This window comes from Bacteroides sp. NGMCC 1.200775 (genome assembly GCF_040798045.1).
GTDB classification, from domain to species: domain Bacteria; phylum Bacteroidota; class Bacteroidia; order Bacteroidales; family Bacteroidaceae; genus Bacteroides; species Bacteroides hominis.
This window is the reverse complement of record NZ_JASCQK010000003.1, coordinates 471,139-484,593: the sequence shown is the minus strand read 5'-3', so window position 1 is coordinate 484,593 and position 13,455 is coordinate 471,139. Positions and strand designations below refer to the sequence as shown.

The window sequence follows — 13,455 nt, the reverse complement described above, 5'->3', positions numbered from 1 at the left end:
TTTCAAAGAATTTACAAAACAAGCAGAAAAACTGTTCTTATTTTCCTTTCTTACCCCAAAAACGTTCCACCAACAGAACAAATACATATCCACCGGCATAACTGACTATATCTTTCAAATCGAAAGTAGACCCAAGTATAATACGGGTCACAGGGTTCGTTATTCCCAACACATCGACTAACTGGAAGTACTGAAGAACCTCAATAAAACAGGCAAAAGCAAATACATAGAAAGGTAATTGAGATAAACCTTTCGGAATAAAAATCCGTATAAAGCAATAAATCAACACAACAACCAATGCATCACCCATATAAGGACGTACAAAACGATCGTGAACATACATACCGATTATGATTTCAACTGCCAATATTATGGCAAAGCCAATCAAATAAAAAAGTCTTTTATTCATTGTGTGTTTTAAGTTTTATGCAGTACTGAATATATAGTCTTTCCGAAAGAAATAATCTTTTAGCTGCGAATATACGTTATTTCTAAAAACAATCGTATCTTTAGGTTACGAATAAATTATTGGAATAAAGACAGAAAGGAGATTTTCGTATAATGTTGAACTTCGATTTTGTATTAAGATTATTGGTTGCCGGCATCTTGGGTGCTGTCATCGGTCTGGATAGAGAATACCGTGCCAAGGAAGCCGGCTATCGCACACACTTCCTGGTTTCACTGGGAAGTGCACTGATAATGATCGTTTCCCAATATGGCTTTCAAGAGATAATAAAAGAGGATAGTGTTACACTCGACCCAAGTCGTGTAGCGGCGCAGGTAGTAAGTGGCATTGGCTTCATCGGTGCCGGAACAATTATCTTCCAAAAGCAGATAGTGCGGGGACTGACCACAGCGGCCGGTATCTGGGCGACAGCGGGAATCGGCCTGGCAGTAGGTGCGGGCATGTACGTTATAGGCATTGCCGCCATGGTACTGACTCTCGTGGGTCTTGAAGTATTAAGCTACTTGTTCAAAAGTATAGGGATGAAAAGTTCAATGATTACATTCTCCACCGACAATAAACAAGTATTGAAAGGAATAGCGGACCGTTTTAACTCCAAGGATTATCTGATAGTGTCGTATCAGATGGATAAGCAAGAACACGGAGGAATAGAAACTTATCAGGTGACTATGGTCATTAAGTCCAAACGGAACAATGACGAAGGTCATTTATTATCATTGATACAGGAGTTTCCCGAGGTGACAGTAGAACGGATTGAATAAGGTCATTTCTGTTTCTCAGTGATATACTTCCAATAACGTACCGGCATATCTTGCTTGTGTTTCCGGGGATTCAGCCTCTCTCTGATCGTGATAGATTTAAAATAAGTCTTCCAAAGCTGCTGAAACAGTTTTTCGTCTTTATCCATCAGACTTTCGTCGAGCATACCGGTAACCAGGTGGGCGGCTGGGGTATCCTGATCAAACGTCACCTCTTCCACTGTATGCAGGTCATAATAAAACCCATAACGCCGTTTCATATCATAAATCAGCCACCGCTGATCGGCAAACCGATCTTTAAAGTGAGCAACCGTCAATGGTAATGCGTTGTGCTGAGGTTCAAAAGCAGCAAAGAAAGTGCCATCCGCTGCTTTCTGAAAGCGTACGAACTGCAACATACGCAGCCGCTCCCAATCCACTCGTTTCCATATCCTGGAAAGGGCAAGTACATCCGGATCACCAAAATTCGTTTCAATGGATACAGGGGAATCAATGGCTTTACGGATGTACCGGAACAGGAGTAAACCCACCTCGGGCAATTCCGACAGCCAACACCAGGTAATGGCCGAAAGTGCAGACGCCGATACTTTTTTTTGCAATCCCCGCCAGACACGTCCTGCCTTTTCGTCATCGGTAATAACCGTAAAAACTTCATCATAAAAAAGTGGCAACGCCTCCCCATCCGTAAGTAAAACATCGGGGAAAGTCTTGCGGTAATAAGCATCAAATACTGCTGTCAACAAGCCATCAAGCGTTTTATCGTAAATAAAAAGAGTCATAACAATCTCAATCGGAAAAAACAAACGACAACTGATTTTCATCCGTCTTTTTCCTAACAGGCTTAGGCAGCAACAGGCTGCGTACGGTCTGTGGCGTCATCTCATTCACTGTCCGTACAGGCAATTCACTGCAAGTAATAAAGTATTGTGCTTTTTTCATGACCACACCTATCTTTTTAAGTTGATAATATCCCAACTTTGAGTAGCGGCGAGAAGCAACAATCAATTTAGCTGATTTCACTCCTATTCCCGGAACACGGAGTATCATTTCATAATCCGCTCTATTGATATCGACAGGAAACTGTTCCGGATGACGCAACGCCCAAGACAACTTGGGATCTATCTCCAAATCAAGATCGGGATAAGCGTCATCCACAATTTCATCAACCTTAAACTGATAAAAACGCATCAGCCAATCCGCCTGATAAAGGCGGTTTTCGCGTACCAGAGGAGGTTGCTTAAGTGCCGGCAAACGGGTATCGTATGTATTCACTGATACATAACCGGAGTAATAAACCCGTTTCATCGTAGGGCGTTGGTAAAGAGCCGAAGAGAGAAAAAGGATATCCTTATCAGTTTCGGCTGTGGCACCGACAATCATTTGTGTACTCTGCCCTGCCGGAGCAAAACGAGGAGCATAGCGAAACTTTTTCCGTTCTTCACTACTCTCCAGTACCCCTTGCTGGATATAAAGCATCGGTGCAAACACGCTCTTATGATCTTTTTCCGGAGCCAGCAGTTTCAGATTCTCTTCTTTAGGTATCTCCACATTCACACTCAGGCGGTCGGCATAACGCCCGGCTTCATTCACCAGTTCACGGCTGGCTCCGGGAATGCTTTTCAAGTGGATATATCCATTAAAACGGTGCACTTCACGCAAATCTTTTGCCACACGTACCAGACGCTCCATGGTATAGTCAGGGTTACGCACCACACCAGAGCTTAAAAACAGTCCTTCAATATAATTCCGGCGATAAAACTCAATCGTCAGATCTACCAGCTCGGATACGGAAAGCGTAGCTCTGGGCAAGTCGTTACTTCTCCGATTGATGCAATAAGCACAATCATATATACAATAGTTGGTGAGCATCACCTTTAATAGCGAAATGCAGCGACCGTCTTCCGCAAAACTATGGCAGATGCCCCAGCCTCCCACAGTATTGCCCAACATGCCGGGTTTGTTGGAGCGCACCGTACCACTGGAAGCACAAGAAACATCATACTTGGCCGACTCTGCCAGTATCTTCAGTTTTTCAAGTACATTCGCATTCATAAGTGATAAAGGGTTTGCATATTTCTTATCTCATCTTTTATCGTATCCCTTAATGACCGGGGCTCCAACACCTCCAATGCCGCTCCCTTAGACAACAACTCCTGTACAAAATCATACGTATGTGATATATACAACTCAAAATCAACGTAATTCTCGGTAACAGCAATTTCCTTCTGACTGGAGTGTAAAGGAAGGTTTCTCAGATATGGTGCCTGCGAAATTGTGGCCCTAAGTACTGTGCGCTGAGGAACCAGACTCTCATCTCGAATGATACCAAAACTATTGCGGAAATGATCTTGGGGAGTGAATTTACGCGGAAAACTGAAAGTATCTTCTGAAAGGCTGATCTCCCTGACCCGGTCGAGAGAATAAGAACGGAAAGCCTTATATTCCCGATTCACTCCTACCAGGTACCAACGGTGCCGAAAAAGTTTCAGGAAATAAGGTTCAAGCAATACACTCTTGGATTGCTCCCAATTATATGCCTGATATTCCATAACAAGCACATTCCCGCTACGCATAGCATTGATAATGGTATCCATAAATTGTATTCCTGAAGGAACTTCTTCAAACACAATCCGGTTCTTCATATCTACATTTTCTTGCAGTACATTGTTTAATGAAAAACTATTCAGTAACCACATCTTCAACTTATCGCCCAACATACCCTCGGCATCTGCTATATAATAGGTATTATCCCGCTTATCGCATTCAATGTTGATGTCGAACATCTCCTCGATAGCTTGTCGATGGTTGTGGAAAGTCCGCAAAGGAATATCCACACGGCTACCGTCTCCCGCCCGCCAGCGACGGTTGATTTCGGCGAATGTCACAGGTCCGTTCCGAAAGATCGTATCCACCAGCCAAATTAGTTTATTGAATTGTTGTTTTGCCATACTGAACTCTTTTTCTGCTGCAAAGCAAGAGAATGTTTATGCCAAAAGTAAGCACAATCCCTTGAAAGAACAAAAGATAATCTCTTTTTAACCACTTTATGGAAGGATACAACAGTTCTTAATAATCAGAAATTGATGTTCATTTGTTATTTATAAAAGAGACCAAGGATTATGAAAAAGAAGTTCACTATATTTGTCGTGCTGTTGGCAGGTATCATTTATACCGGCTATGCACAAGGCGTACAATGGATTTATCAACAAAAACAGGAGAAAAAAAGTATGAAAAATCAGAGTGAGATATATTTTGCGGGCGGCTGCTTTTGGGGAACTGAACATTTCCTGAAACAAATCAGAGGAGTAAAGTCAACCCAGACCGGATATGCCAATGGAAACATTGCCAACCCAACCTACCAACAGGTATGTACAGGGAAAACCAATTTTGCGGAAACCGTTAAAGTGGACTATAACCCACAAGAAGTGTCACTGAAACTTCTGATTGACCTGTTTTTTAAAACGATTGATCCCACAAGCCTGAACCGGCAGGGAAATGACCGTGGAACACAATACCGCACCGGTATCTATTATACGGACGAAGCAGATCTGCCTGCAATCCGGAGCGCCATCGGTGAATTGGCCAAAGAATACTCTAAACCTATTATAGTGGAAGTGAAGCCTTTGTCCAATTTCTATAAAGCAGAGGAATACCATCAGGATTATCTGGATAAGAATCCCGGAGGATACTGCCACATAAATCCGGCACTCTTTGAATTGGCAAAGAAGGCCAATGCACAGGGTGCCGAAACACCACAGGCAAGTTATAAAAAGCCGGATGATGCCACACTTCGCAACAAGCTGACAGCCGAACAATATGCCGTCACACAAAAGAATGCAACCGAACCAGCCTTCCATAACGAATACTGGAATGAAAAACGAGATGGCATCTACGTAGATATCACCACCGGAGAGCCCCTTTTTATTTCAACAGATAAGTTCGATTCCGGATGTGGTTGGCCCAGCTTCACCAAACCGATCGAAAAAGAGTCAGTGAAAGAAAAGACGGATACATCACACGGAATGGTGCGGACGGAGGTACGGAGTAAAACGGGAGACGCACATCTGGGACATGTTTTCACCGATGGTCCCAAAGACAAAGGAGGATTGCGCTATTGTATCAACAGTGCATCCTTACGCTTCATCCCCAAAGAGAAAATGCAGGAAGAAGGATATGGAGAATACTTGAAACTTTTACCTCAGAAATAAAAGAGGAAACAGTATCTGCAAAAAAAGAGGATACCTGCTAATTTACTATTTCTGCCAATAGATACAAGCTTAGTTTCTGTAAAATAAAAAAGCCGGTCACAAAACTGAGACCGGCTTTTCATTTTCTTCTATTCGTAAGATTACTTCTTTGATTCTTCTAAAGATACTTTACGGAATTCTTTCATTGCTTTTTCGATTTCCAATGAAGCTTTACGGGCACGAGTTCCTGCAGCTTTGTTACCATTTTCGATCTGAGCATTTGCATCTTTGTTGAACTCAGCTACCAAAGTAGCAATCTTTTCTACTAATTCTTTCATAATCCTTATTTATTTCTTCGTTAATAATGATGGGCAAAAATACATCCTTTCCCGAAATAAACGCATAAAAACGATATTTTTTTTGAAATTATCGGCTAAAAATCGGCAAAAAAATGAGGTTTAGTCTTTTTTATCTACTTTTGCAAGCATGAAACCGCTTACAGATACTGATTACATACACGCATTGATAGCCGAAGGGGAGCATCAGCAACAAGACTTTAAATTTGAAATATCCGATGCCCGCAAGATTGCCAAAACACTGTCGGCCTTTGCCAACACCGATGGAGGACGGTTGTTGATCGGAGTAAAAGACAATGGGAAAATTGCCGGTGTACGTTCGGACGAAGAAAAATACATGATAGAAGCAGCTGCCCAACTTTACTGTCAGCCGAAAGTGCATTATTCCATGCAAACATTTCACGTCGAGGGACGTTCTGTATTAGTCGTACAAATAGAGGAAAGTGAGAACAAGCCTGTTTATGCCAAGGATGAAACCGGTAAACCACTGGCATATATCCGCATTAAAGACGAGAATATCCTGGCTACTCCGGTACATCTGCGCATTTGGCAGCAAAGCGGAAATCCGGCAGGTGAACTGATCCAATATACCGAGCGAGAACAGTTATTACTCGACTTACTGGAAAAAAACACCTCACTCTCACTGAATCGCTATTGCCGGCAAGCAGGTATTTCCCGACGGGCCGCAGAGCATTTATTGGCTAAGTTAATCCGGTTCGACATTGTGGAACCAATATTCGAAAACCACAAATTCTACTTCCGACTGAAATAGAAGGGGGGGCCGGAGAATACGGTGTTTTGACGCGCACCCTAAGGGAGAGCATCTGCTGCCTTGAATGCCAGTTCCATTTACATGCCGAGGTAAATGCTTTTACATACCGAGGTAAATGGATTTACATGCCGAGGTAAATGCTTTTACACGCCGAAGTAAATGGATTTACATACCGAGAAAAAAGCAGGTAAATATAATCTACTGATTATCAACATTATTAAAACGATGGTTCAACTACGTATCGGCCGGATGAACCATAGAACAATGCACCGATGGTTTAATTAACAAAGATATGGATCTGATTAACGATATATTATGGACCTACATCCTTATTGCAATGCTGTTGGGGTGCGCCGTTTGGTTCACGCTTAAAACCCGTTTCGTACAATTCCGGATGATTGGCGAAATGTTACGTCTTCTGAAAGATTCCGGCGGAAAAGAGGAGAACGGAGAAAAACATATTTCTTCATTCCAGGCTTTCGCCATATCACTGGCAAGTCGTGTCGGGACAGGAAATCTTGCAGGCGTAGCTACAGCTATTGCCGTAGGCGGACCGGGTGCGATATTCTGGATGTGGGTCATTGCCTTGTTAGGAGCATCAAGTGCTTTTGTCGAATCTACCCTTGCACAGTTATATAAAGAAAAAGGAAAGGAATCATTTATAGGAGGTCCTGCTTATTACATGAAGAAGGGATTGAAGAAGCCATGGATGGGAATTCTTTTTGCCATACTAATTACCATTACTTTCGGTTTCGCTTTCAATTCGGTACAGAGTAATACCATTTGTGCGGCCGTAGAGCATGCATTCGGCATCAACCACATACCGATGGGAATCATCCTGACCGGACTCACTTTATTGATCATCTTCGGAGGCATCCAGCGCATCGCCAAAGTAAGCAGCATCATTGTCCCCATTATGGCACTGGGATATGTAGGGCTGGCACTGGCCATTGTACTCCTGAACATCACGCATCTGCCAGGTGTTATCGAAACCATCATCAGTCATGCTTTTGGTTGGCAACAAGCTTTGGGAGGCGGTATGGGAGCTGCTCTGATGCAAGGCATCAAACGGGGCCTGTTCAGCAATGAAGCCGGTATGGGTTCCGCACCCAATGCAGCCGCCACAGCATACGTGTCACATCCCGTCAAGCAGGGCCTGATCCAGACTTTAGGAGTTTTTACAGATACACTTATCATCTGTTCGTGTACGGCATTTATCATTCTTTTCAGTGGTGCTCCGCTCGACGGTTCGACCAATGGAGTGCAACTTACCCAGCATGCACTGAACAATGAAATAGGGAGCCTCGGAGGTATTTTTGTGGCAATCGCTCTCTTCTTTTTTGCGTTCAGCAGTATCATTGGAAATTATTATTACGGTGAAGCAAACATCCGCTATCTTACCCACAGGAGATGGGTGGTATACCTCTACCGGATATTGGTAGGCGCCATGGTATGGGTAGGTGCCATGTCCACACTCGACTTCGTATGGGGACTGGCAGATATTACCATGGGATTAATGGCTGTCTGCAACCTGATAGCAATTTCCTTCCTCGGAAAATATGCTTTCCGCTTATTGCAGGACTATCGTGAACAGAAGAAAGCGGGCATCCAAAGTCCGGTATTCACCAAAAACAAAATGAAAGACATAGAGCAGGACATCGAATGTTGGTAAAGTACCTCAAAAAGAATAGATGTTATCCATATAATCTGTAGCAATTTAACAAGTTATTTAGTAAATTTGCAGCCTCAATCTATAAATTGACCAAATGACTTATGAGCATATTCGCTAACTTATTCAAAAAACAAGCCGACGCTGACGCAAAAGTAGTGGGCAATGTCGAAGACTTCGTATCACTGACACGTGTATATTTTCAATCTGTAATTGCAGTAAATTTGGGTATCACAAATATCCGCTTCCTGCCGGATGTAGCCAACTTCAAACGTTTGTTCAAAGTAGCCACGCAAGGAGGTAAGTTAGGATTAGCCGAGAAATCGGCATCCCGCAAGATGCTGATGCAGGATTACGGCATCAGTGAATCATTCTTTAAAGAGATAGACACATCTATCAAAAAAAACTGCCGTACGCAAAACGATGTACAAGCATACCTTTTCATGTATCAGGGATTCTCAAGCGACCTGATGATGCTGATGGGCAACCTGATGCAATGGAAATTCCGTATGCCGGCCATATTTAAAAAGGCCCTGCGCTCCATGACAGAAAAAACAGTACATGATGTATGTACCAAAACGGTATGGAAAGCAGATGACGTACACAAAACGGCAGCGGCTGTACGTCAATACAAAGAACGTCTCGGATTCTCGGAACAATGGATGTCAGAGTACGTTTATAACATTGTCTTGTTGGCTAAAAAGGAGCCTAAACACAAGGACGAAGAAGCAAAAACAAAATGAAAAGCTGAATGTTATTAAACAAAAAAGAATCGTAAAGAATAGCACGAATAGCAAAGCGGAGGTAGAAAACCTCCGCTTTTTTTATTATATTTATGCAAATATTTCAATTTTAACAACTTAAAAACAATCGCGTATGAAACAAAAGAAAATGCTTTCACTCACACTTTCCCAAATCCATCAACTATACTGTCAGGAGTTACCCGAACTCACAGCAATGGCCCGGCAAAGTCTTGATGACACAGACTTTAAAAGCCACCTGCAAGAGTTCCTTGCTTCTCACATATCCGGAGGGAACAAAGCGGGTGAGCAAATTCGACTCCTTATCAACTACGACGGAAAGACAGTTCATGAATTGTCTAACGAACAGGATATGCAAATACAGACCTTATCCCTTCTCCGACGCTTCTTGACCGGGAATCTGGAAAATGCAGAAATGCCTACTGACTTGTTCCTGGATCTGTATAACCTCTTCAAAAGACTGGAGGACCCGGAAATGCCCCTACCCTCTCCGCAACGAATCAAAAACAGAACCGAACGCTGGGCCACCGGACTGGACGAAGACGTGATAGAGCTACGCACCGAAAACAAAGAACGAATGCTGCATCTGCTGATACAGAAAATAGAGAACCGGAAATCAAAGCCATCCTCCCGGTTCCACTTTGAAGAAGGATTGAGTTATGAGGAGAAATACCATCAGGTCTGCCGGTGGTGGGATGATTTCCGCTTCCACCTTTCGATGGCTATCAAAACTCCTGCCGAACTCAACCGCTTCCTCGGAAATTCTCTTTCCAGCGAAACAATGTATTTATTGTCCAGAGCCCGTAAAAAAGGGATGCCTTTCTTCGCCACGCCCTATTATCTTTCTTTGCTCAACACCAACGGTGAAGGATACAATGACGAAGCTATCCGAAGCTACATCCTCTATTCACCCCGTTTGGTGGAAACCTACGGCAATATCCGTGCCTGGGAGCGCGAAGATATTGTAGAAGCCGGAAAACCGAACGCTGCGGGATGGCTATTACCGGACGGGCATAACATTCACCGTCGCTATCCGGAAGTAGCTATCCTGATTCCCGATACAATGGGACGTGCCTGCGGAGGACTGTGCGCTTCATGTCAACGTATGTACGACTTCCAAAGCGAACGACTGAATTTTGAATTCGACGCGCTCCGCCCTAAAGAAAGTTGGGATAAGAAACTACGCAGGTTGATGACTTATTTTGAAGAAGACACCCAGTTACGAGATATATTGATTACCGGAGGAGATGCTCTGATGAGTCAGAACAAGACTTTGCGAAACATTCTTGAAGCCGTATATCGCATGGCCGCACGAAAACGGAAAGCAAACCAAGAACGTCCGGAAGGAGAAAAATACGCTGAATTACAGCGTGTCCGTTTAGGATCGAGATTACTGGCTTACCTGCCTATGCGCATCAATGACGAACTGATAGAGATTCTGAGAGAATTCAAAGAAAAAGCCTCTGCCATCGGAATGAAGCAATTTATAATTCAAACCCACTTCCAGAGCCCGTTGGAGGTGACACCACAAACCCGGGAAGCCATCCGGAAAATCCTTTCCGCCGGATGGCTTATCACTAATCAGCTCGTATATACCGTGGCAGCATCCCGACGAGGACATACCACAAGGCTACGCCAAGTGCTCAACTCGCTGGGAGTGGTCTGTTACTATACCTTCTCTGTCAAAGGATTCAATGAAAATTATGCTGTATTCACACCTAACAGCCGGTCGATGCAGGAACAGCATGAGGAAAAAACATTTGGTAAACTAACTCCGGAACAAGCTGACGAACTATATTCTCTTCTCGAAACAGGTGAAGACACAGCCGCCCGTATACGCCGTTTCATGAAGAAACACCATCTACCGTTCATGGCTACAGACCGAAGCGTACTCAATCTGCCTGCTATCGGCAAGAGCATGACATTCAACCTGGTGGGAATCACCGAAGAAGGTAAACGCATCCTTCGCTTTGACCATGACAGTACCCGACGCCACAGTTCTATTATTGACAAGTTGGGGAAAATATATATCGTGGAAAATAAATCGCTCGCAGCTTATTTAAGGCAATTAAGCAAAATGGGGGAAGATCCGGAAGACTATGCCAGCATCTGGAGCTATACGGAAGGAGAAACAGAGCCCCGCTTCAAACTATATGAATATCCGGAATTTGAATTCCACACAACAGACCGGATGAGTAATCTGGAAGTATTATAAACGATAAACGAGGGTGTGTCGAAACTTCTTTCACCACGGAGTAACACAGAGTATCACAGAGTCTTTTTATTGATAATCAACAACCTAAAATCGTCTCTATGTTACTCTGTGTACTCTGTGGTGAGTTTTGACACAGTCCCGTTCATCATTCATCGTTCTTCTTCCTCTTTCACCCGAATTACGATATTTGCTATAATCGCAGTCAAGCCACCGGTAGTGATGCCTGACGAAAAGATACTGCGGATAGCTTCGGGAGCCTGACTCAATACATCAGGCATCAATTCCACTCCCAGCCCTAATGAAAGACTGACAGCCAGCACCAATGTCTCCTTACGTCCGATGTTTTGTGACGAAACGATGCGGATTCCGGCTGCTGCCACTGTTCCGAACATCAGCAAAGTAGCTCCGCCCAACACCGGGTCCGGCATCAACGAAAAAACAGCTCCTACAATCGGGAATAATCCTAAAAGAATCAGCATTGCCGCTATATAGTAACCCACATACCGACTGGCTACTCCTGTCAGCTGAATAATTCCATTATTCTGCGCAAAAATAGAGTTCGGGAAAGAGTTGAAAATACCTGCCAGGAAAGAATTAAAACCATCGGCCATCACACCACCCGAAACCCGTTTCAGGTAGTCATCACCTTCAATCTTCAAACCTGAAATCATTGAATTCGCCGTCACATCTCCGGTCGCCTCAATAGCTGTAATCATATACACCAGCCCGATAGCGATAAAAGAAGACACATTAAAATCAAGTCCGTATTTAAATGGTTGAGGAATATTAAAACTCATCAACATCTCTACATTCAAAGCACTCATATCCACTTTTCCTAAAGCAAAAGCGAGCCCATATCCTAAACAAAGTCCCAGCACAATAGAACTCATACGCAAATATTTATTTTTGCAACGATTGAAAAACAAAACGCTGAGCAAAACCACACCTGCAATCGAAAGGTTCTCCCAAGAAGCAAATGTTCCATTATCCATCGCAGCATAACCACCTCCACAAGAAACAATGCCTACCTTTATCAGACTCAACCCGATAAGTAATACCACAATACCCGAAACCAGCGGAGTGATGATATTGCGCATATATTTGAAGGTACGACTAATAACCATTTCAATGGGAGCTGCCGCCATACAGACACCAAAAATAAGAGGAAGTCCGCCTACAAGCCCCGTAGCAATGATGGGACCAATAAACGAAAAACTCGTGCCTTGTATACAAAGCAGTCTCGCCCCGATAGGGCCAAAACGTCGGCACTGGATAAAAGTAGACACTCCCGAAGCAAAAAGAGACATCGATACCAAAAATCCGGTTTTCTCTACATCCAGTTTCAGAGCACTGGCAATAATCAACGGAGGAGTAATAATAGCTACAAAAATAGCAAGCAGATGTTGCAATGCCGCAAATAAAGCATCTTTAAACGGCGGACGGTCCTCAATACCGTATATCAAATCAGTTTTCATCAGTTTTTTAGTTTATTGTCCATTTTAGCGCCAGTGTAGGGATGACATAAAAACCATCGCGTCCACCGAAATTATTACTCAGCTCAACTTCTGAACCTACACTCAGATTAAACTTGTCACTGATACCTTTTATACGGTTCAGATTCACCCAAAACTGAGGTTCGGTAAGAAAAATCGTTTTGCCATAAGCTGTCTCTTCGCGCCACCAATCAGCAAATCCGGAGAAAGTAAGCAGGTTCCTGCTGAAATTCATGTACCAGGTCCCGGTCAACTGGAAGTTATGGGGAGAACGATGTTTCTGAATATACTTATACAGGACCGACAATGAAAATCCACGTGAAAAAGAAGCATTATTATAAGTATATGTTGCACCACCCAAATAGGCGTTATTATAAGAAAAACCTTTGGCAAGTCCACCGTTATATTCCACATGTACCGAAAATGGATTCTTCCAGAATTTCAATTCACGTGCTATTTCCCAATAAGCGGCAGCCACTCCGTCCGAGGTATAATCCATATCGACAAAGAAATAAGTGCTTCCCCACTTGTCGGGATGAAACTTCTCCACAGTAGAGGTTAGTACAGGACGACCTTTTAAATCTTTATCATACAAAGAACGTCCAAAATCATAATGCAACTGGATGTTCTGTGCCTTTAACCCGACGCCGACAGACAAGATAAACAGACAGAAAATAGCAATAGCGGTTCTTCTCATGTTGAATGTTTTTTGAATTAAGGCGCAAAAGTAATTAAAAATCGTGGGAGTACGTTTCTATAAAATAGATATTATCACTAT

General features: G+C 43.3%; 13 protein-coding genes. 6 read left to right on the top strand and 7 right to left on the bottom strand.

The window, feature by feature from the left end; genetic code table 11:
- Window positions 1-37: 37 nt before the first annotated feature.
- On the bottom strand, window positions 38-409 hold the full coding sequence (locus tag QK890_RS11240) for a DUF2809 domain-containing protein (RefSeq protein ID WP_032539516.1): 372 nt from the start codon (window positions 407-409) through the stop codon (window positions 38-40).
- 149 nt (window positions 410-558) lie between these two features.
- On the opposite strand from QK890_RS11240, the gene QK890_RS11235 reads away from it, so the two are divergent.
- The gene (locus tag QK890_RS11235) at window positions 559-1,227 is read left to right on the top strand and encodes an MgtC/SapB family protein (protein ID WP_032531631.1); all 669 of its coding nucleotides are present in this window, start codon (window positions 559-561) and stop codon (window positions 1,225-1,227) included.
- A 2-nt stretch (window positions 1,228-1,229) separates the two neighbouring features.
- Here the strand turns inward: QK890_RS11235 and QK890_RS11230 are convergent, their stop codons facing one another.
- The 3 genes from QK890_RS11230 to QK890_RS11220 are packed head-to-tail and all read right to left on the bottom strand — an operon-like array spanning window position 1,230 to window position 4,172.
- On the bottom strand, window positions 1,230-2,003 hold the full coding sequence (locus tag QK890_RS11230) for a TIGR03915 family putative DNA repair protein (protein ID WP_032531658.1): 774 nt from the start codon (window positions 2,001-2,003) through the stop codon (window positions 1,230-1,232).
- A gap of 7 nt (window positions 2,004-2,010) precedes the next feature.
- Window positions 2,011-3,276: a putative DNA modification/repair radical SAM protein gene (locus QK890_RS11225; protein WP_005780995.1), complete on the bottom strand. Its 1,266-nt coding sequence runs from the start codon at window positions 3,274-3,276 to the stop codon at window positions 2,011-2,013.
- Complete coding sequence (locus tag QK890_RS11220) at window positions 3,273-4,172, bottom strand: YafY family protein (protein WP_032539517.1); 900 nt, start codon at window positions 4,170-4,172, stop codon at window positions 3,273-3,275. The genes QK890_RS11225 and QK890_RS11220 overlap by 4 nt, the downstream gene beginning before the upstream one ends.
- A 171-nt stretch (window positions 4,173-4,343) precedes the next feature.
- Here QK890_RS11220 and msrB point away from each other — a divergent pair, with 171 nt between their 5' ends.
- Window positions 4,344-5,432 carry a peptide-methionine (R)-S-oxide reductase MsrB gene (gene msrB / locus QK890_RS11215; protein WP_005808092.1) on the top strand — a complete coding sequence of 363 codons (1,089 nt, stop codon included), beginning with the start codon at window positions 4,344-4,346 and terminating at the stop codon, window positions 5,430-5,432.
- Between the two features lie 140 nt (window positions 5,433-5,572).
- On the opposite strand, the gene QK890_RS11210 is transcribed toward msrB, so the two are convergent.
- Window positions 5,573-5,749 carry a histone H1 gene (locus QK890_RS11210; protein WP_005780999.1) on the bottom strand — a complete coding sequence of 59 codons (177 nt, stop codon included), beginning with the start codon at window positions 5,747-5,749 and terminating at the stop codon, window positions 5,573-5,575.
- A gap of 148 nt (window positions 5,750-5,897) precedes the next feature.
- On the opposite strand from QK890_RS11210, the gene QK890_RS11205 reads away from it, so the two are divergent.
- The 4 genes from QK890_RS11205 (at window position 5,898) to QK890_RS11190 (ending at window position 11,184) form a co-directional block, all read left to right on the top strand.
- Window positions 5,898-6,539, top strand: a complete 642-nt coding sequence (locus QK890_RS11205; protein WP_005781000.1) for a helix-turn-helix domain-containing protein — start codon at window positions 5,898-5,900, stop codon at window positions 6,537-6,539.
- Between the two features lie 292 nt (window positions 6,540-6,831).
- Entirely contained in the window at window positions 6,832-8,211 is a 1,380-nt protein-coding gene (locus QK890_RS11200) for a sodium:alanine symporter family protein (protein ID WP_032539519.1), read from the top strand.
- A gap of 101 nt (window positions 8,212-8,312) precedes the next feature.
- Window positions 8,313-8,951, top strand: a complete 639-nt coding sequence (locus QK890_RS11195) for a hypothetical protein (protein WP_005808096.1) — start codon at window positions 8,313-8,315, stop codon at window positions 8,949-8,951.
- 133 nt (window positions 8,952-9,084) lie between these two features.
- Window positions 9,085-11,184: a KamA family radical SAM protein gene (locus tag QK890_RS11190; RefSeq protein WP_032539521.1), complete on the top strand. Its 2,100-nt coding sequence runs from the start codon at window positions 9,085-9,087 to the stop codon at window positions 11,182-11,184.
- 149 nt (window positions 11,185-11,333) lie between these two features.
- Here the strand turns inward: QK890_RS11190 and QK890_RS11185 are convergent, their stop codons facing one another.
- Together QK890_RS11185 and QK890_RS11180 are read right to left on the bottom strand one after the other, a co-directional pair.
- The gene (locus QK890_RS11185) at window positions 11,334-12,659 is read right to left on the bottom strand and encodes a nucleobase:cation symporter-2 family protein (RefSeq protein WP_005781005.1); all 1,326 of its coding nucleotides are present in this window, start codon (window positions 12,657-12,659) and stop codon (window positions 11,334-11,336) included.
- Between the two features lie 7 nt (window positions 12,660-12,666).
- Window positions 12,667-13,374 (bottom strand): DUF5020 family protein, encoded by a 708-nt coding sequence (locus QK890_RS11180; RefSeq protein WP_005781006.1) that lies wholly within the window; start codon window positions 13,372-13,374, stop codon window positions 12,667-12,669.
- Between the last annotated feature and the right edge of the window lie 81 nt (window positions 13,375-13,455).

Coding starts and splice junctions, on each gene's coding strand:
- QK890_RS11240 (WP_032539516.1), bottom strand. CDS start 409: ATGAATAAAAGACTTTTTTATTTGATTGGCTTTGCCATAATATTGGCA.
- QK890_RS11230 (WP_032531658.1), bottom strand. CDS start 2,003: ATGACTCTTTTTATTTACGATAAAACGCTTGATGGCTTGTTGACAGCA.
- QK890_RS11225 (WP_005780995.1), bottom strand. CDS start 3,276: ATGAATGCGAATGTACTTGAAAAACTGAAGATACTGGCAGAGTCGGCC.
- QK890_RS11220 (WP_032539517.1), bottom strand. CDS start 4,172: ATGGCAAAACAACAATTCAATAAACTAATTTGGCTGGTGGATACGATC.
- msrB (WP_005808092.1), top strand. CDS start 4,344: ATGAAAAAGAAGTTCACTATATTTGTCGTGCTGTTGGCAGGTATCATT.
- QK890_RS11210 (WP_005780999.1), bottom strand. CDS start 5,749: ATGAAAGAATTAGTAGAAAAGATTGCTACTTTGGTAGCTGAGTTCAAC.
- QK890_RS11205 (WP_005781000.1), top strand. CDS start 5,898: ATGAAACCGCTTACAGATACTGATTACATACACGCATTGATAGCCGAA.
- QK890_RS11200 (WP_032539519.1), top strand. CDS start 6,832: ATGGATCTGATTAACGATATATTATGGACCTACATCCTTATTGCAATG.
- QK890_RS11195 (WP_005808096.1), top strand. CDS start 8,313: ATGAGCATATTCGCTAACTTATTCAAAAAACAAGCCGACGCTGACGCA.
- QK890_RS11190 (WP_032539521.1), top strand. CDS start 9,085: ATGAAACAAAAGAAAATGCTTTCACTCACACTTTCCCAAATCCATCAA.
- QK890_RS11185 (WP_005781005.1), bottom strand. CDS start 12,659: ATGAAAACTGATTTGATATACGGTATTGAGGACCGTCCGCCGTTTAAA.
- QK890_RS11180 (WP_005781006.1), bottom strand. CDS start 13,374: ATGAGAAGAACCGCTATTGCTATTTTCTGTCTGTTTATCTTGTCTGTC.